15 protein-coding genes are annotated in these 19,838 nt (G+C 43.0%); 3 read left to right on the top strand and 12 right to left on the bottom strand.

The genetic code is table 11. The features are described 5' to 3' along the window. Positions 1-5: 5 nt before the first annotated feature. From fabF to NH399_RS16470, 8 genes are all read right to left on the bottom strand, one after another. Positions 6-1,229 (bottom strand): beta-ketoacyl-ACP synthase II, encoded by a 1,224-nt coding sequence (gene fabF, locus NH399_RS16505; RefSeq protein ID WP_253042011.1) that lies wholly within the window; start codon positions 1,227-1,229, stop codon positions 6-8. 96 nt (positions 1,230-1,325) lie between these two features. After that, positions 1,326-3,110 carry a GGDEF domain-containing response regulator gene (locus NH399_RS16500; RefSeq protein ID WP_253042009.1) on the bottom strand — a complete coding sequence of 595 codons (1,785 nt, stop codon included), beginning with the start codon at positions 3,108-3,110 and terminating at the stop codon, positions 1,326-1,328. A gap of 8 nt (positions 3,111-3,118) precedes the next feature. Continuing rightward, positions 3,119-3,883 carry an ATP-binding protein gene (locus tag NH399_RS16495; protein ID WP_253042007.1) on the bottom strand — a complete coding sequence of 255 codons (765 nt, stop codon included), beginning with the start codon at positions 3,881-3,883 and terminating at the stop codon, positions 3,119-3,121. A gap of 230 nt (positions 3,884-4,113) precedes the next feature. Then, positions 4,114-4,590, bottom strand: coding sequence for a response regulator (locus NH399_RS16490; protein ID WP_253042005.1), 477 nt, complete (start codon positions 4,588-4,590; stop codon positions 4,114-4,116). After that, the gene (locus NH399_RS16485; protein WP_253042003.1) at positions 4,587-6,542 is read right to left on the bottom strand and encodes a PAS domain S-box protein; all 1,956 of its coding nucleotides are present in this window, start codon (positions 6,540-6,542) and stop codon (positions 4,587-4,589) included. Before NH399_RS16485 ends, NH399_RS16490 begins: the two co-directional genes overlap by 4 nt. Before the next feature lie 388 nt (positions 6,543-6,930). Beyond that, a complete protein-coding gene (locus NH399_RS16480) occupies positions 6,931-7,479 on the bottom strand; it encodes a peptidylprolyl isomerase (protein ID WP_256489606.1) in 549 nt (182 codons plus the stop codon). A gap of 19 nt (positions 7,480-7,498) precedes the next feature. Continuing rightward, complete coding sequence (locus NH399_RS16475; protein WP_253042001.1) at positions 7,499-9,556, bottom strand: bifunctional diguanylate cyclase/phosphodiesterase; 2,058 nt, start codon at positions 9,554-9,556, stop codon at positions 7,499-7,501. A gap of 142 nt (positions 9,557-9,698) precedes the next feature. After that, positions 9,699-11,798 (bottom strand): carboxy terminal-processing peptidase, encoded by a 2,100-nt coding sequence (locus NH399_RS16470; protein WP_253042000.1) that lies wholly within the window; start codon positions 11,796-11,798, stop codon positions 9,699-9,701. Between the two features lie 487 nt (positions 11,799-12,285). Between NH399_RS16470 and NH399_RS16465 the strand changes: the two genes are divergently transcribed. Together NH399_RS16465 and NH399_RS16460 are read left to right on the top strand one after the other, a co-directional pair. Then, positions 12,286-13,104, top strand: a complete 819-nt coding sequence (locus tag NH399_RS16465) for a YiiX/YebB-like N1pC/P60 family cysteine hydrolase (protein WP_253041999.1) — start codon at positions 12,286-12,288, stop codon at positions 13,102-13,104. A 405-nt stretch (positions 13,105-13,509) separates the two neighbouring features. Then, positions 13,510-15,762 (top strand): tetratricopeptide repeat protein, encoded by a 2,253-nt coding sequence (locus NH399_RS16460; protein WP_253041996.1) that lies wholly within the window; start codon positions 13,510-13,512, stop codon positions 15,760-15,762. Between the two features lie 21 nt (positions 15,763-15,783). On the opposite strand, the gene NH399_RS16455 is transcribed toward NH399_RS16460, so the two are convergent. Then, positions 15,784-16,236 carry a hypothetical protein gene (locus NH399_RS16455; protein WP_253041994.1) on the bottom strand — a complete coding sequence of 151 codons (453 nt, stop codon included), beginning with the start codon at positions 16,234-16,236 and terminating at the stop codon, positions 15,784-15,786. 513 nt (positions 16,237-16,749) lie between these two features. Between NH399_RS16455 and NH399_RS16450 the strand changes: the two genes are divergently transcribed. Then, positions 16,750-17,472, top strand: a complete 723-nt coding sequence (locus NH399_RS16450) for a PEP-CTERM sorting domain-containing protein (protein WP_253041992.1) — start codon at positions 16,750-16,752, stop codon at positions 17,470-17,472. A 46-nt stretch (positions 17,473-17,518) separates the two neighbouring features. Here the strand turns inward: NH399_RS16450 and NH399_RS16445 are convergent, their stop codons facing one another. The 3 genes from NH399_RS16445 to holB form a co-directional block, all read right to left on the bottom strand. Beyond that, positions 17,519-18,307, bottom strand: a complete 789-nt coding sequence (locus NH399_RS16445) for a TatD family hydrolase (protein ID WP_253041990.1) — start codon at positions 18,305-18,307, stop codon at positions 17,519-17,521. Positions 18,308-18,420: 113 nt separating this feature from the next. Continuing rightward, a complete protein-coding gene (locus tag NH399_RS16440; protein ID WP_253041988.1) occupies positions 18,421-18,780 on the bottom strand; it encodes a PilZ domain-containing protein in 360 nt (119 codons plus the stop codon). An 86-nt stretch (positions 18,781-18,866) separates the two neighbouring features. Next, positions 18,867-19,835, bottom strand: a complete 969-nt coding sequence (gene holB / locus NH399_RS16435) for a DNA polymerase III subunit delta' (protein WP_253041986.1) — start codon at positions 19,833-19,835, stop codon at positions 18,867-18,869. Between the last annotated feature and the right edge of the window lie 3 nt (positions 19,836-19,838).

Raw genomic sequence — 19,838 nt, 5'->3', positions numbered from 1 at the left:
AATCCTTAAGATACTTTTTTCAAGAGGATTGAAGTATTGGTACCACCAAATCCGAATGAGTTTGATAAGCACACATCCACGTTTTTTGTTTTAGCTTCATTAGGTGTGTAATCCAGATCACAATCCGGATCAGCATTATGCAAGTTAATGGTTGGTGGAATGATTCCTTTTTCGATGGTCTTCGCCGAAAAAATAAGTTCCGTTGCTCCTGCAGCCCCTAGCATGTGCCCCGTCATAGACTTGGTAGAACTGATGGATAATTTTTTTGCGTGCTCACCAAAGGTCTTTTTAATCGCTTTGGTTTCAATACGATCATTAAGAGCCGTTGATGTTCCGTGCGCATTGATATAATCCACCTGCTTGGCATTTGTGTTCGAAGAACGCAGGGCTTTATCTAACGCTTTAATTTGTCCATGAGCTTCGGGATGAGGTGCCGTGGCATGAAACGCATCTGAGCTCATACCATAACCGCCAATTTCGGCATAGATGGGCGCGTTTCTACGGAGTGCTGATTCGAGTTCTTCCAAAACCAAGATGCCAGCACCTTCACTGGAAACAAATCCATCTCGCTCACGGTCAAAAGGTCGAGAGGCGGTTTCTGGAGTATCAAACTGGTGGCTCAATGCATTAATACGAGCAAATCCCGCTAAGGACAAAGGTGTGATAGTGGCTTCACTGCCACCGGCAATCATGACATCAGCTTCGCCCAGACGGATGGTTTTGCAGGCATCGATAATTGCATGAGCCGATGTCGCACAAGCCGAACTGACCCCATAGCTCGGACCATCAAAACCAAAGTGTGCTGATACATGCCCCGCTGCCATGCCAATAACCGATGATGGAATAAAATAGGGAGTGACTCGATTATAACGACCACTCTGCACTCTGGCCTGTTGTTCCTCAATATTATTAATTCCCCCCTGGCCAGAACCAATGATAACCCCCACTCCTTCCTTTTGCGTCAAATTTGCATCGGCTATCGCCTCTTTCGCTGCAACGAGAGCATATTGAATAAAGGGATCAATTTTCTTTTTATCCTTAACACTAAAGTGATCCAATAAGTCACTTTTAATCTCTCCAGCTATTTTGATGGGAAACTCAGAAGTATCGAACTTGCTGATATTACTTATTCCAGACCGCCCTTCTAACAAAGCCTCCCAGTTTACCGAAACACCTTCACCAAGAGGGCTAAGAAGGCCCATGCCAGTAATAACAACACGTCTATTCATTTTCATTTCCAATAGTTGGATTAAGCCTGACTATTGTTAATATTAAATAGACTAAGTGACAAAAATATGACTTTTTTATATCAGAAAAGCTTCAGCTTATTGAGTAACGTCTTGACGCTCTAATAAAGGCTCGCACTGAACAAAGTTATCAATAATTTCTTCTGCGGAGACGGGTGCTCCATAAAAGAATCCCTGAATCATAGCGCAGTTCATCTCGGCCAAAGTGCGAAGATCTGACTGGTTATCAACGCCTTCTGCAACCACTGTAATATCCAATCGTTTAGCAATCTCAATAATGCCCGCCGCTACTGCTTGATTCTTTTGGTTGTTATGAATGTTCTTGACCAAGCTACGATCAAGCTTTACCTGCTCAATAGGCAATAAGGTCAACAAAGAAATGGAAGAAAGTGCCGTACCATAATCATCAAGAGACACCGAAACCCCGAGTTTTTGCAAAGATAATATTTGGCTGCGAGTAGTACATAAGTTCTCTACCATTTGATGCTCAGCCGCTTCAAGAAAAACACACTGCCGAGGTAGTCTATGAGCATCAAGCTGCCCAACAAAATAGTCAACAAAGTCATGATGCGTTAACTGACGGTTCCCTGAATTGATAGCAAAGCGTAAAAGATCGTTATCCGATTTGAGTTTATGATAAAGTGTCGCAACCTTTTCAATTACTAAATCAGTTAATGGATAGATAATGGGCATGGACTCAGCGATGGCAATAAACTCAACAGGACTCACCATACCTAACTCAGGACTGCACCAGCGTAACAATGCTTCGGCTTCTACAACCCGCCCCGTTTTAACATCAAAAATAGGTTGAAACTCAACATAAAACTCTTGTTCTACATTGGCTTTTGCCAGGCAACGTTCAACATCAAACTTGCGTGTATGTTCTTTATCTAAGCGTTGAGTATAAAAATGAATATAATGCTCTCGTTTATGTTTCGCTTCATACATTGCAATATCTGAGTGGCGCATGAGCTCTGACAATGACTGGCTTTCTGGAAATGTAGCAATCCCAATACTGCAACCAATCTTGATATGACGGTCATCGATAATAAAAGGAGCAGATAGCGCTGAGTAAACTTTTTTTGCTACCGAATAAGCGCTAGGAGGCTCGACAAGCTGACGGCAAAGAATCACAAACTCATCCCCACCTAGCCGAGCCAACAAGTCACCTTTCCGCAAAACAGCTTGAGTACGCATGGTAACTTGTTGTAATAGTTTATCACCCAGTGCATGACCGTAATGGTCGTTGACTGGCTTAAAACCATCTAAATCAAAATACAAAACAGCAAAGTACTGATGATGTCGCTGGGCACTGGCTAACTCTCTTTCGACCTCTTCATAAAAAAAGTTGCGATTGGCAACCCCAGTTAAAAAGTCATACTTGGTTGCCTGTTCAAGCTGCTTGTTTTTATTGCTGCTTCTTTCTAACTCTGACTTTAAGTTCAACTCAATATCTTTACGTTCCATCGCATGACGAATCGCTCGAGCAAAACTTTTTGGAGTCACGTCTGCTTTCGGTAAATAATCTTGAACTCCTAACTGAAAAGAATCACATGCTAACTTGGGTTCATCTACTCCCGTCAGCACTACAATAGGAATGTGCGGATTGCAGTCTAGTATTCTCTCGATGTTCTCCACGCCATCACCATCTGGTAGTCTCATATCTAAAATGAGAGCAGAGTAATGGCTATCGCTTAATACATCTAAGGCTTGATGCATCGAGCCAACGCAATCAACTTTACAACTATCTCCCATGGCACGACTGAGCATCGAGCTAAATAGCTCCGCATCAGCAGGATCATCCTCCACCATCAAAAATGTATCGTCAGTCTCTTCAAAGAGCTGTTCTTCTTTTGTCATCATTATTCTATTTATTTAGCCACTTTGTATTCTGATTTTAACCAGCACTGTGCTGACAACCCACCATTTGCGCTAGTGTCTAAAACCAGCTCTCCGCCATGACGCTCGATAATTCGACTGACATAAGCCAGCCCCATTCCTAAACCTGCACACTCTTTATCAGAAACACCCCGAGCAAATAATTGACGGTAGCGGTCATGCTTCCTGGCATCAATACCCTTGCCATTGTCATCAAAAGCAATACCGATATTTTCTCCATCTTGAAGCAATTTAACCTCGATAACTAACTCATAGTCACGTGGCGTATAATTCAAACAATTACTCAAAAGATGAAATATCAGCTGACTCCATTGAGCACGAATGCCAATGATCGATGGCATATTGTCATCAATGTGTAAACTACGCTCTCGGTCTCTGTCTCGAAAGCTGACCGCTAACCGTGCCCACTCCGATTCGATTAAGCTTTTTAAGTCAATCTCTTCAAATACAGAGTCTTGCGTCCAAATACGTGAATATATGAGCAGCGCGTCAAGCATACTGTGCATTTTCTCGCTGCCTTCAATAACAAAAGAAAACCACTTAACCGCTTTATCATCTAATTCATTGGTGTAGGTGCTCTTTAGCATCTCACTAAACCCACTCACTTGACGCAAAGGCGCGCTTAAATCGTGAGATAAAGAATAGATCAACTGCTGAAGAGCATCGTCACTCTTACCCGCACAGTCAAGATGCGAATAACTAGAGGTTACTTGTGTGTGTGTATTGTCATTATCCATATCTTACGGCTCACTACTAGACATTGTACTCAATGACTGTCTTTAATAAATAACTGTCGTACCACTTCTAAACTCCAAATTATCTGTGACAATGAAGATGGTTGACGACACCTTGAATAGTTGCAACAACATATAACCAATACTTAAATCCCCGCGATAAAGAACTTCATTTATTGGCAGCCTGTCTACTAAGCAACTATATGCTAACCACGTATCTTTTATGCTACTGTTCACGCGACCTGCCCTTTATCACTTTCACTCTTTGGAAGCCGAGCGATCTTGAACCAAAACTCACTCACTTCATTAGCCATACCAAGATAATCACTCAGGTTAACAGGCTTATTTAAATAACTATTTGCATGACGTTGATAACTGGCTTTCACATCCTTCACAGAACTGGATGAAGTTAACATCACAACAGGAATACTCTTAAAGCTCTCGTTACTCTTAATTTTTTCTAAGGTTTCAAACCCATTCATTTTGGGTAAATTAATATCAAGCAAGATTAAATCCGGTCGAGGTATCGATGAACTCACCTCTCCCTTACGCAAAAAATCAACGGCATCACAACCATCTTCGGCGACATAGACATCAATATCGACATTAGTATGTTCGAATGCATGGCGAGCTAACTCTATATCACCAGGATTATCTTCTACTAAGAGAAGTTTGACGGAGTTTTTAACGGCCTTAGAATGAGAGTTCATTGTTTTCCTCCCCTTGACTCAGAACAAGTCAAATTTTCCGCTTCAGATCGCTTTGGCCACAATATATGGAACTTAGTGCCCTTACCTTCCTCTGACTCAATTTGAATATCACCATGATGGCGCTCAACAATTTTTTGACAAATAGCCAGGCCAACACCCGTGCCAGGAAACTCAGACTTTTTGTTGACTCGTTGAAAAATTTCAAACACTTTTTGATGATAGCGAGGGGATATACCGATACCGTTATCAGCCACTGTTATTTTCCAATAATCTCCTTGCGAGACGACACTGATACACACTTCAGGTTTGCTACTACTATTAAACTTTAATCCATTTGAGATTAAGTTAAGGAAAAGCTGCTCAAGTTGTGTCGCAACCCCTACAACAACAGGAGGCTCTGCAGACCAGGATAGCTCACCACCTTTTTGCTCAAGTGATGCATAAATAACACGATAAATTCTTTGGAAAAGCTCTTCGAGAGGTACTTTTTCATATTGCAATTGCTCTTTCTCTAAACGAGAGAAAGTTAAAACATCATTGACCATATTGCGGGCCCTTTCGGCACCATCAACAATAAAGTGCAAATACTTCTCGCTTTTTTCATCCAGATCTTTTAAGTGAGATGCTAATAACTGGCTAAAACTCTGAACCATTCGAATAGGCTCTTGCAAGTCATGAGAACAAACAAAAGCAAACTGCTCCAACTGCTGATTCGAATGGGTTAAATGCTCGACCATCTTGTCAAGCTTTTCTGTACGGCTTCTGACCTCACGTTCTAAACGCCGCTGATCAGATACATCAACGACAGAAGCCATCGTAAAAATAAGTCCTTCGATTTCGACTGGAGACAAAGTAATTTCGGCTTCTTTTGTCTCTCCAGCTTTAGTCAAAATATTAACTTTGCGTGCCTGCATTCCGCGTTCCGATGATGATCTCTGCAAATAGCCTTCTTTTAACTCATAATGTCGGTCACGATATTTTTCGGGAACTAATACTTCTACAGGCTCTCCTACCAACTCATCATGTTTAAAACCAAACAGACTAACGCACATATTATTAACACGTTGAATCAATCCTTTGTCATCAATCATAATCATAGCGTTAGGCGCTAAGTCAAACATATCATCTAACTGAGCACCCCGCTGTGTTACCTGATACTCACTTTGCTTACGCAGAGTAATATCACTGATACACAAAACCAGATAAGGAGCAGCTCCAATAATAATGTCCTTAATTGAGACATCAGCAAAAATGTGATCGCCCGTTTTCTTACGAAAAACCAGTTCTCCACATCGATAATCTCCGTCGGAGCTTTGGCTAAGCTCTCGAAAGCAACGATGAAGCTCTGACTTTTCTTCTCGTACATGCTCCGGTAATAAAATCTCAATATTTTGCTCTAATAAGTCCTTTCTGCCATAGTCCAGAATGCGCTCTGCTTTGGGACTTACCTCTTTAATACTGCCATTGCTACTAACAAGTACGAAACCAAAAGGCACAAGTCGTTGTAGCTCAAAAAACAAGTCTTGAAATACAACTTCACTTTCATTTTTTTTATTCAAAGGCTCTAAGGTTAAAGCGAGAAAGCTTTGCCCTTTTGCATCAACAATAGAACGCTTGCCAATGGCATGAACCTTCTTATTATTCTTGGTTTTTATATGGTCGAAAGGAAGCACTTCTTCAGGGTCAAGAAAGCAACTGTCATTAGATGACCAACTCAGTTTCTCGCAACAGGATGGGCTAACAAACTCATCGATAGACTTGCCAACAAGATCATCCGATGAATATCCCAACCATTGCAATAAAATCTCATTTGCTTCAACAACGCAACGGTCATCATCAAGAAACAACATGGGACTGAACGAAAGTGCCGTCAAAACCCTGAGGGCTTTTTGCGCTTCAGTAGAGGTCTCATTGATTGTTTGATGGCTTAAGTTTGTCATTGAATCTGGCACGGTTAAGTGAATCCATTCTCGCCCACTAAGGCTTGCTATGAATTCACTTTAGTTTGTTCAGAGAATTAAGAATCAACACATTAGATGTCCATTCATAAAGGCTCAACTTTCTCTGTAAACTGATGATGACTCGAGCATACAAAGCTGGTGCGTTGAGACCTGCAATTCCCTACTTATTCATATTAGAGCGTAGTCTAAACCGTTGTTTTTGCAAAAACTCTAAGTGTAATAGAATGCGACTATCACATTAGTAAGAGAGCATTTAAGCACAACAAAAATGCCATTCTGTTGAAATATTACTTTCTGCTTTATAGGTTAAGCTTAGGTGTCATAAAACCGCATTCATCCATGAATTATCTCCAGTTATTATACCAGTACTTCCACTCCATTATTTAGTCTCTGAACTTGTTGGTTTTACTGTCACTTTTTGGATGATAACCGGGTATACAGGAAACTCTTCATCAAAGGGATCCGATGCTCCGGTAGGGATAGCAGCAATTTTATCGACCACTTCCATGCCCTTTATCACTTTTCCAAATACACTATAACCAAATCCTCTATTAGTTTCGCTACGATGGTCCAAATGTTGATTGTCAGTTAAGTTGATAAAGAATTGGCTAGTCGCAGTGTCTTTTTCATATTCCCGAGCCATAGCGAGAGTTCCACGTAAGTTGCGCAGACCATTCTTAGCTTCGTTGATAATTGCAGGACTGGTTTCTTTGTAGTCTTTTGTCTTGGTATAACCACCACCCTGAATAACAAAATCTTTTACTACTCGATGAAACAAGGTACCGTCGTAAAACCCGCTTTTTACATAGTGAAGAAAGTTTTTGGTCGTTACGGGTGCCTTGGTTTCATACAAACGAACATCAATATCGCCGTAGTTAGTTTTAATCCTTACTTCTGTTGCACTAGCTAGCCCACTGAGTGCTATCAACCAAACACCCCAAAGAAGGTTATTTTGTTTGCGAAGAAAGTTGAGAACCCTCTTTAGCTGACTGTTTTTCATACATCAATAACTCGGTTGCTTTAGTAAATTCCATGGGCTTATAAATACCAAAACCTTGGGCCTCATAACAACCTGTTTTTTTCACAAACTCAAGCTGTTGTTCCGTTTCTATTCCTTCAGCGACAACGTATTTATTTAAACCACAAGTCAAGGCAGCAATGGCCTTAACAATGCTGGCAGCGGTAGGATCTTCTTCTACCGCTTGAATAAAGGTTCGATCAATTTTTATCTTGTTAACAGGCAACTGACGCAAATAGCTCATTGACGAGTAACCCGTACCAAAGTCATCCAAAGCCACCAGGATACCCATGTCATGTAACGCTTGAAGAACGATGATACTCGATTCAATATTTACAATGGCCGCGTTTTCGGTAATTTCAAGCTGCAAAGAATCCGCCGGTAACGCGTGGATCTTGAGTAATTGCCTCAATTCATTGATCAAAATATCACTTTGAAAATGCTCAGGCGATAGATTAACCGCCACATAAGCATCGACATTATACTGATGCTTCCAAATTGACATGCTTTCCATCGCCTTATTCAGCACCAACTTATCAAGCTTGGATAATATGCCTAAACGTTCCATCAACGGCAAAAATTCGCTCGGTGGAATCAGCCCTCGTTTGGGGTGCATCCAGCGAATCAGCACTTCAAATCCCTGAATACTGTCGGAAGATAAATTCAGCATGGGTTGAAAATACAAAACAAACTCATCGTTTTCGAAAGCTTGCATGATTTCGCCTTGTAACTCATATTCTTTTTCTGCCCCCGAAATCATCCAGTCAAAATAGACACTGCACTGGTCCCCTCCTTCTCGTTTCGCATTGTATAGAGCGAGCTCGGCACATTTTATCAACTGTTCTGCCTGATTAGCATGTTCTGGATATAAGGCCATGCCGTAAGAAGCTTTTAATGCATACTGTTTGCTATCAAGCGTAAAAGGTGTCTCAAAAACCTTTTGTGCCTTAGCTAGAAGGTGCTCGCAGGTTTCCTGCTCAGTAATGCGCTCAAACATCAACGCAAAAATATCGCCAGCAATTCGGGCGATACTGGTTGCCGTTGGGCATTGCGTTTGCAACCGTCCAGCAATAGAGACCAAAAGCAAATCGCCTGTCGATATATTTTGACTCTCGTTAATACTCTTAAATTGGTCAATACCAATCAGCACAATCATGGTTTTGAAGGTTTTCGCGGGAGAGCTAGAAATCGCCAGGCCCAGACGACTAATAAAAGTGCTTCGATTAAACAAGCCTGTCAACTGATCGTGATAACTTAAAAAATTGATCTTAGATTCCGCTTCTTCATTCTGCTTTTTTTGATATTCGAGTAACCAAATGATGAGACCAACACCAGTCAGCATCACCAGAATCAAGCTAAGATAGTTAAGCACCTGAAATAACGGTGCAATCACTGCGGCACCAGGTAACAGCATGGCGATACCGCCCGTCGCGACTTTAACCACCCCACTCACAAACAGTGAGAGCTTAACCAAGGGTAAGCCTGTCACATCACTATCTACATCATCAGACTTAATCAGCACCGACGCCACCATTAAGGTAATGCCAACCAACAGCATTGGTGCCAAAATACGAAAACCACGCCGAATAAGCTCACCATCAGGATCGTTAGCATAAGGCACTACACACACAAAACTCACACCTAAGGCCAACCAGACAATTTGTTTGATGTATGAAAACTCAATATTACGCTCCAGCTTCATTTGATAGATACCAGCGAGGAGCAAAGCAAGATGAAAATACAAACTCATCTGCCCAAAGAAATTAATGACATGAATGGCTTGATGGTCATTGTTTTGTACAACAAAGAGCGCTTCAGCCAATCCAGCGGCTACATACAGAGCAACAAAAACAAGGCTGTGAGCAAAGAGTCTTAAGAAACGGTAATTAAGTCGATAGCTAAAACGAAGAAAAATGGCACAAAACGCCGCGATACCTAAAATAAAGAAGATATCTGCGTAGATTCTGGTAATAAATGTTTCGCTCATTCGCTAACCCAATTTTAACTAAAATAAAGATCAGCTGTGAAACTGCCGCACAAAAGGTCATCCATTTAGATTTATGAAGACAATAAAAAAGGAGGTGTTTAACACCTCCTTTTTCTACATCTTAAGAACAAAGTGTAGACAACTATTTAAGTTCAGCAAGCTTTTTGCGATGTTTTAGAGTAATGAAGTCGGCCAAAATATTGCCGGTTTCTTCAAGTCTAAAGTCGTCTTTTTCGAACACAGAATCATCGAAGTCTTTCAGCGACTCAACAGGTTTCATGCCTTTCTTTTTCAAACGAGAATTAACACGCTCCAGCTGGCTCAATTTGTTCTCTTCGATTTCCTTTTTACGCTTCTCCAGATTAAGAGACACCGACTTACGCTCTTTCTTTTTAAGGAACTCTTCAATATCTTCAGCCAGGAAGCCAAACTCAAGGCTCTGCTTAGCACGTTGTTGATGACGACTTTTTAGCTGGGCCACAAAAGGCGTCAGTTTGCCCGTTTTATTGAAGCTGGCGGCAGAAATCGTATCCCACACTAACGCATTGTCATAAGCGCTCTCGCCGTATTCTTCGCGAGAGAAGGCCGAAGGGAATGAAATATCAGGTACCACGCCCCGATGTTGAGTGGTTTCACCAGAAACTCGATAGAACTTCGAAGTCGTCCACTTTACTTTACCTAGGCTGCCTTCCGAAGCGCCACGAAAACGATTTAGGTCAACCAGAGATTGAACGGTTCCTTTACCGAAGGTTTGCTCTCCCACGATAATTCCGCGGCCATAGTCCTGAATCGCACCAGCAAAAATTTCGGAAGCAGAGGCACTGTTACCATTAACCAACACGGCCAGCTCCCCCTTGTAAGCAACGCCACGGTCGCTGTCAGAAAAAGCAGTAATACGACCACGTTGATCACGTTGCTGTACCACAGGGCCATAGTCAATAAACAATCCAGTCAGCTCAACCGCCTCGTCTAAAGCACCACCGCCATTATTACGTAAATCGATAATAAGACCGTCGATGTTTTCGGCTTCTAGCTGCTTAATAAACTTTCTCACATCTCGGGAGGTGCTTTTGTAGTCGCTTCGATTCGCAAATTTTGCATCCCAGTCGACATAAAACTTAGGGATAGAAATAACACCCATTTTCAGAGGTTTTCCATCCTGCTCGATTTCAATCACCTTGGATTTGGCCGATAGTTCTTCCAGCTTTACTTTTTCACGAACCAAAGTAACCAATTTGGTTTCACCAGCGATGACCTCATCTTTAGGTAATACCTGTAAACGCACCTCAGAGCCGGCTTCACCACGGATCAAAGAAACCACATCATCCAAACGCCAGCTAATCACATCTTTGATTTCGCCATCGGCCTGGCCAACACCCACAATGCGGTCACCTTCCTTCAATTGCTTGGATTTTTCAGCAGGTGCTCCAGTGACCAGTTTGGTGATTTTGGTGTAAACATCGTCTGCCTGCAAAATTGCGCCGATGCCTTCTAAAGACAGCTTCATTTCGATATCAAAGTTTTCGGCATCACGAGGCGACAAATAAGAAGCATGAGGCTCAATGGTTAACGCATAAGCGTTCATATAAGCGCTGAAAACGTCTTCGCTTTTCATCTGCTCCATACGTCGCTTAGCCATATTGTAGCGTTTGCTTAATATCTCTTTAATTTCGTCCCAGTTTTTCTCGGCCAACATTAACGCCAAAGCATCAGCTTTCACTCGACGCTTCCACAGTAAGTTCATTTCGGCTTCGCTAGAGGGCCAGTCCAACTCTTCTCTGTCGTAGATAAACTCTTCATCTTTTTTGAAATCAAAAGGCTTGTCGAGCAATTTTATTGCAAAATCAAACCGCTCTAACTGGCGTTGCTTATAGACAGAATGAATATCATAGACGGATTGCAGATTACCGGACTCAATGACGTTATCCATCATCAGTCGATAGCGTTCAAAAGACCGAATATCCTGCTGATAAAAATAAATGCGGTTAGGATCATAACGCTCGATGTATTTATCCAGAATTTTGCCAGATAACTCGTCGTTATTCTTAATGGGGGTTTTTAGATAGTGCCCTTCACTCAAAAAGTGAGCAATATAGCGACTTGAAGTTTGGTGGTTTTTGCCGGGTTTCAACTTTTCGTTGGCTAATACATCAGCCTGGGTATCAGACGTGCCTGCCAGAGAAGATGCTGACAAAGCACCGGCCAAAGAAACAATAGCTAGCAAATGAAACTTCATAAACATCCTATAATCTTTTGAATTCGTTATAAAACACAGTTCTCAAACTCTGACATCAAAATAGCACCTTTGTTTCATACAGCGCTTGAGAACACGATAAAAAGCCAGAATATACTGCTCAATGGACTTCTCACCTTCCCCCTTAACCTCCAGTTTAGACGCTACACACACTTTGAGCATGCTCTGATGGAAAGCTAAGACTTCAGAAGATGATTAATTTTTATCAAAAATTCCCTGATTTTTGCTCCTTTTCAGGGATTACGAATTAAGCAGTAATGTCAGCTCAATCAAGTACATAGAGTATATATGCTATGTTATCGAGAATTTTTCAAGATGCAGTTGAAAATTTGTGAAGGAGTTTTGTAAATTTCTATGTCTTTGCGGGCACTATCTTAGACCTCAAGAGGCTCTTTATCAGAATCCATACTCTCACCAGGATAAGCTATAATTTATTGAAGGGACTGAATTTTAACCTACTGATATTTAATCAAATATGCTGAATAAACTAAAACAACTGGCAGAACAATGGCTGAATAAGGAAGCGCCTAACCCCGAATTCACCAATTGTAATTTTGAACAACTAAGCTACGGACTACGCCCTGGAGACGTCATATTAGTAGAGGGACGCAGTCGAGTCTCTGAGGTCATCAAGCTCATTACCCAGAGCCGTTGGACTCACGCAGCTCTCTATATCGGCCGTCTGCATGACATACAGGATCCTAAGGCGCGAGAACAATTGCTCGCCGCAGGCTGCGAAGACGGTCCCACCCAGTGGATGATCGAAGGACTACTGGGTCAGGGTACGATTGTAAATCCTCTGTCCATCTATCAGCAGGATAACCTGCGCATCTGCCGACCTGCACAGTTGTCTCATGATGATGCTCAGAAAGTCATTCAATATGCCATTGACCGCCTGGGCACCCCATACAATGTACGCCAATTACTCGATTTGGCTCGATTGATGTTTCCCTGGACTATCGTCCCGCGACGTTGGCGCTCTTCGCTTTTCCGTCATCATGCAGGTGAGCCAACCCGTACTGTTTGTTCATCCATGCTCGCCGAAGCCTTTGCAACGGTGCAATATCCCGTACTGCCGAGTTTTAGAACCCTGGGTAAAGGTCGGGTTGAGTTGATAAAACGTAATACCAATTTATTTGTTCCTGCCGATTTCGATTACTCACCCTACTTTAAAATCATCAAGTTTCCATTCTGGGGCGACAAAGACAAACCCTCTTATCGCCAGCTGCCCTGGAATCAGGATGGTTTGCTAGCCAATGACGATGATTCCTTGAGCATTGAACGGGCAAAATAAAAGAGCGATACAAAAAGCGCGAAGTTTGAAAAGCAAATCTGTGGGGACTTTAAATCGATAGGAAGCGTAAACCAGTGAAAATCAAAATCTCAAAATAGAATTTTAAACCTTATTAAATAACTCACCGTATAGATATTTGCAGGGCAGAACCAGAGACCTAATACGAGCCAGTGCGACAAAATTAAAAAATCTCTACTTTTTGAGTATAAATTGCTTGTATTTCCCCCAGTATGTTCTAGTTTTATATTATCAAATGGCGAGAGGCCATCAATCAAACTTCCCCTAACCCAGACGCCCGAAAGGGCCTGGGTGTTTTTTTATCTAGATTCTGAACTTTGTCGTTGTAAGTTTCTTTTGGAACTTTACAATAGCTCTTCCCTTTAGGTTTCTATTCCCTGGTTATCAATGCGTTTTTTAATAACTATTTATTTGCTCACAAGTTTAAATTGGCTCTACGCCAATACAGATAACAGTATTGCCGATTGCAAAAAAGCGTTAACCAAATCACGACTGGCGCAAGGGCTTGAGATCTGTCAGGCAAAACTCGAGCAAACATCGGCGCAAACTCATCCCAAAATCTGGGTCGAACTCAATGTCGCACTCAGCGATGCTTATCGTCGCCAGGGCCAATACGCCAAAGCCAAAAATTACTTAGAAGTCATCACCCATTTAGAGCAATTCGAAAAAGATAACGAACTTCAATATTTAGTCACTCGCCGCCTTGGCATATTGGCCTATCGTGAAGGTCAGTTCATCGATGCACAACACCATTTTAACCAGGGATTACAACTCGCCAAGCAACAAGAAAATGAGGAATGGCTGGCCAATTCCTATAACGACCTTGGCAACGTCTATCGCCAGCTGGGTGATTTTGAACAATCGCTAAGTGCTTTCTATCAAAGTTTACAAAAGAAGGAAGCCCTGGGCCTCGAACAAAAAGTCGCCGTTACATTGAATAATATTGGTAACGTTTTTCGCATTATGGAAGATGACGATAAAGCACTGGAGTATTACCAACGAGCGCTGCAAAAATATCTATTACAAGATGACAAAAGTCGCATTGCCCATACACAAGAAAACATTGCTCTGTTACATGCCGCCAATCAGCAGTTCGATAAAGCTGAAGCCTTAATGAAAAAATCCAATGCGCTTTATAAGTCGCTGCCTTCATTAGCCGACAGTAGCCGACTAATGACTCAATTGTCAGAACTCTATGTCGATTATGGGTATCTGGATAAAGCCTTTGCCACTTTAAGAATCACTCAAAACCAAGTAGCTACTCTGGCCAATGCTCATTTACAAGGCGCGCTCAATATCGTTTTTGCTAAAGCCTATATCAAGCAACAGCAATTCGATGAAGCCAAACGCTATCTCGAGAGTACGCTAACGGCCAACACTCAACATGAAAACCGCGAACAACTACTGAAAGCCTATCCCCTGCTCATCCAAGTGCTGAAAGCCCAGGGACTGCTCGAAGAATCACTGCAACGCTCCGAAGAATATCAGGTGATTTACAAAGCGCAATTAGAAGCCAGCTATAACAAACAAATTGCTCAGCTCAGCAATCGACTAGAGTTACGAGAAAAAGAAAACACCATCCGTACTCTAGAACAAGAAAATCGAATTCATAATCTGCATTTAGAACAACAACGCTGGCTTATGCTGAGCGTTGTGTTAGGCGCGACTCTGGCGTTGTCATTTGTCGCCTGGTATTTTCATCGCCGTAATCAGCAACGCGCGTTTGAGAGCCAACAAAAACTCAACGAGCTACAACATCAGGTTGACTACCACAAAGAGGCAGAACATCAACTAAGAACCACTCAACAACGCTTGCAGTTTATGCTTGATACCAGCAATGAAGCTTTAATGGCGCTGGATGTCAGCGGACAGGTGCTCTTTGTTAATCACTCTCTGTGCGAGCTAACAGGCTATAGCTTTGAAGAGCTGGTTCAACAAGAACTCTCTCATTGGTTAAAACATGATAAACAGACGGGGTTGATTCCAGAAGATAGCGATCCGCAGCATATTGAACAGCTCAATATCCAACACAAACAACAGCAAGAACTGGCCTGTGAGGCCTGGTTAACCCCGGTAGAACTTGAGCAGCAAATCTGGGTTCTTACCCTGTGCGAACTCAATCAAAAGAAATCGGCACAAAGCCCAGTGTTTTTACAGCAACTGAATGCAGGCAAAAAAGCCCTGACTCGTCTTAACGAGTTACTGGCCCAGGCCACTCCAGAAAACTTCACCATCGATGCATCGATTAAAGACGAAATGACCACCATTGAGCAGAGTCTAGAAAAACTGAACAAGCGAGTGCAACCGGACTCGCTGCAACAGAACTTTCGGGCTGATCTGGTGGACCTTATGTTCTCTTGCGTGAGCTTATGGGAACAAACCACGAATACAACCCGCATCGAACTGGCAGAGCAATCCGGTATCTGGCGCGTCACCGTCGACGATGGCCGTTTACGCACCCGCGCCATGGATCGTTATCTGAACCTGGATAAACTTCCCAAGCAACCACGCTGGCGAGAAGTGGTACGAACAGGCCACTTTATACTCTCACACTGCGAATTGCCCGATGACGACCGCAGTCGATTAAAACATAAGCTCGACGAGTTTATGCAGAGTGTCCGTACACGCTCTCTAGCCTAAAGACGACTGCCCTCTGCCCTTTTATTGACGAACCTGACGCTCTTCATGAATCGGTTCTGGGGGGATGGTGTCTCTAACAATTTCGACACAGACAGAACAGGTAAAGTTAAGCCCAGCTCTGATGTCGTAGTCCTGATGGTGGGTTTCGCGATGTTTGAACGAAGCAGGCGCATTAAAAGTAGCGCGTAACTCACCAACAACCGAGGCACTTCTAAGGCCATGGCAGTAATGATCAGCTGCTGCAAATGCTGCCAGATAATCATCATCAAATTGGCCACAACTGCGCGGCCCTACCACACAGGCTCCAGCATCTTCAGCAAAACGTTTGAGCAAAGCATAGCGAATATCCATCTGTGCTAACTCCACAATTTGCCCGTTCGGGCACCAGTTTGCATTACGCTGCTCTTCATGTGCCTGAACCGATGTACCTATGAATACGGCGGCGGCCAGACCAATAAGGGTTTGATAACTCACAACTCGACTCCTTGCATTTCTTGCACAACATGTACTTAAAGATATAACCAAAGTATTTCAAGGTGCAGGTAGGCGGCCAGCAAGCGAGTCCCCTGAGCTTAGATAGACTAAGTGATTGGGGTGAGTGCGCGCAGCCAACACCGCTGCACCTTGAAAGGCGACGGGTATAAAAAGCCTTACGGCAACAGTTGATAACGCATCAACCAAAAAATAACGATTCCATACTACCCTGCTTGAGGAAAAGACGCAGTTAAAAACAAGGGCAAAGCAGGGTCTAAATAGAATCAATTGTCAGTATTTTCAAATAGTTAGCAAAATCTTACTCTCTTTTGCTCCATTGATAAATGTTTATCAAATCCTTGCTAATCAATCAGACATAGGCCTGTCAGCTTTTTTAACAGAACGTTTTTTGAGCTCTAATAAGGCCGCTCAAAATATCTCAATATTCAAACACTTACTTTTAGTGGCATAAAAAGCGCATAAATCTCAATACAATATACGGAGAGTAAAAAGATGATAAAAAATCTGAAAAAACTTCTGGCAATCAGCGCAATAGCTTTCGCTTCCATCTCCTCTCACGCCACTATTGTCAGTTTCGATCTCGCCGATCATCCTGATGGTAATCAGGCATTACCTACCTACGGTTTAAGATTAGACGGCTTGTTTGGTTCAGGCAGCAGCACCGAATGGACCTTCACCTTTGATAATATGAGGATGGATGTCGATACGACGCTCGGTACCGCTCACATCTACGGTACCCTGCACGGCGGCATCGATACTGGCCCCACCCGTCCTACCGAATATGACTGGTATGTAGATTTTCTTTATTCAGACAATATCATCGTTAACCCAGATGGTAGCTGGTCAGTCAGTGACTCAGGCGGCGATAACACAGCGAACTGGGGTCTGCTGACATTACTCAGTGATGTTGACCTCAACGGCGACAACTTGTCTGATATGAACAGCTCAATTGGCCTTGTTGAGCACATGGGGGGACGCTTAGATGACGATTCTCACCGTTGTAACGGTCATGCTGGTTGTGGGCCCTGGGTTGGCATTGGTTGGTTGTCGGCTACGATGGATTTTGTTCAATCCAATGATTCCAGCAATTGGAATTTGACCCATCACAACGCTATGGATTGGTTGTATCAGGCCACTCCGGTTCCAGAGCCTGGTTCTTTGTTCATCCTGCTGTCGGGAATTGCTGGTTTAGCGGCTTACCGGAAACGTCGTTAATCTCAATTCCCACATCAAGTGCGGGGCTCCTGAAAAGGAGCCTTTTTTATTGTGCGGACGAAATCTTACTGAACAGCTCAAAGTAGTTTCGGGTAGTGTTCTCGGCCAATTGCTCAACCGACTCCCCTCTTAGCTCTGCCATAAACTCAGCCGTGTCTGCCACAAAAGAAGGCTCACACTTTTTGCCTCGATGAGGGACAGGCGCAAGATAAGGACTGTCAGTTTCTATAAGCAGACGATCAGCCGGTACTTGTCGTGCAACTTCTCGAACATTATCGGCCTGACGAAAAGTCACGATGCCAGAAATCGATATATAAAAACCCATATCCATGGCTTGCTTCGCCATGTCCCAGTCTTCGGTGAAACAGTGCAAAACGCCGGGTTTATCTCGCTGTTCGCCAGCAAGCATATCCAAGGTGTCCTGTTTCGCTTCGCGGGTGTGAATGATCAATGGCAAATCAGCCGCTCGAGAAGCTTCAATGTGCAGCTTAAAGCTCTCAGCCTGAGCAGCTCCAGTATCTTTTGCATAAAAATAGTCGAGTCCGGTCTCACCAATCGCAACCACCTTGTCTGCCTGAGCCTCGGCCACTAAAAAATCGTACAGTTCTTCCGTAGAGAGGTCTTCAGACAATGGATGTAAACCAACAGTACAATGGACATTGGCGTGTTCATCAGCGATGGCTTTCACCTCCGAATAATTACCACGATCGGTGGCAATACAAAGAAAGTGTTCAACATGACGGCTACGAGCAAAATTTAAGGCGTTCGCCAAAGAGCCCCCATGGGGTTTTAAATCAATACGATCCAAATGACAATGAGAATCGACGAGTATCATAGGAGTAGGTTCCAGTAGATTCAAAAACAAACAGAACAAGCAGTCCTCAATAAAATGGGGAGGTGTGCTCGTTCTGATGATTTACATTAGATAAAAAAGAATTAAGTGATGTTTTACATGGTGTGGGTGGCACGATCCGACTGTAACGCGCCCGCCAAATAGGTTTCTATTTTGGTTCTAGCCTGACCATTATCCTGCGTAGAAAACTGCACGCCGATACCTGCCGCTTTGTTCCCTTGTGCTCCCTTAGGCGTTACCCAGATAATCTTTCCGGCAACGGGCAGCTTTTCTTTTTCGTCCATCAAGGACAGTAGCATAAAGACTTCGTCACCCAGCTTGTAATGCTTATGGGTAGGAATAAATAAGCCGCCATTTTGCACAAACGGCATATAGGCCGCATAAAGCACTGCTTTATCTTTAATGGTTAAAGACAGAATCCCATGACGAGGTGCAGCTTTTGGAGGAGTCGACATTATTAACTATTCACCTTATTTGACACGTCGCTTTCATTGATGCGTTTAACAACTATAGTCATTAAACCTTCTCATATCAGCACGAATCACTTCTTTACACACTGCATCCATTGTGAGGCCAGATGATCCAGTTGCATAGGCATGTTAAGCGCTACACCACTCTGAACCTCTTTTAATACAGCTAACAATTCATCTCTTAATCGAAATAATAGCTTTTCCGAGACGATTTCTGCAAGCTGAAACCATCGATTTAACGAATATTGTTGGCTATACGAGCCATCAATGCCCTTGCGCAGCAACTGGCATATCAAAAAATCCCACCAACTTAGTAGCGACTCGGGATCCAACTCTTTTAATTCCGCTAAGGCCATAGGCGGCAGCTGTCGACGCAAAATCGCTTCGAGATTTTCGGTTAACGCAAAGAACTGAGGAAGATGCTGCTCGATGATGGCTTGCGCCTTTAAGGGTGCATAATAACTTAGGGCCAAAGCCAACTGAACGTCTTCTTCTTTTGCTTGTGGGCATTGCTGTTGTAACCAGTTGACGGTTGTTTGATCTTGAGCAGCATTAATATCCATTAACTGACAACGACTCAAAATAGTCGCGGGTATACGGGACTTATCACCTGCCACCAATAGCAGTTGAGTATGTCCGCCCGGCTCTTCTAAAGTTTTTAGCAAAGCGTTGTAGCCATTAACCGTCAACCGCTCAGCTTGATAAATCACAGCAACTCGCCAATGATTCAAGCTGGCGCTTTCTTTTAGCTTCACGGTCAGTTCACGAACTTGATCAATAGAAATGGACTTTTTGCCTTCTTCGATCCCCAACCAATGAAAATCAGGATGAGTTTGCGATTCGATCAGCTGACAACTCTTGCAACGACCACAAGGTTTCTGCTCAGCTTCACACAATAGCCATGCCGCCCAGTGGCGCGCAAAGATGTCACTACCACTGCCCTCTCGCGCAATTAAAAGTAAACCATGAGGTAAACGTTGCTGCTCATAAGATTCAGCTAATCGTTGGTGAGAGGCCTGATGCCAGGGAAAATATTGCATGAA

Origin of the sequence: Pleionea sp. CnH1-48, from assembly GCF_024124665.1 — a bacterium.
Lineage (GTDB): Bacteria > Pseudomonadota > Gammaproteobacteria > Enterobacterales > Kangiellaceae > JAMXSB01.
The sequence above is the reverse complement of the archived record's forward strand: the minus strand, read 5'-3'. Positions and strand labels throughout refer to the sequence as shown.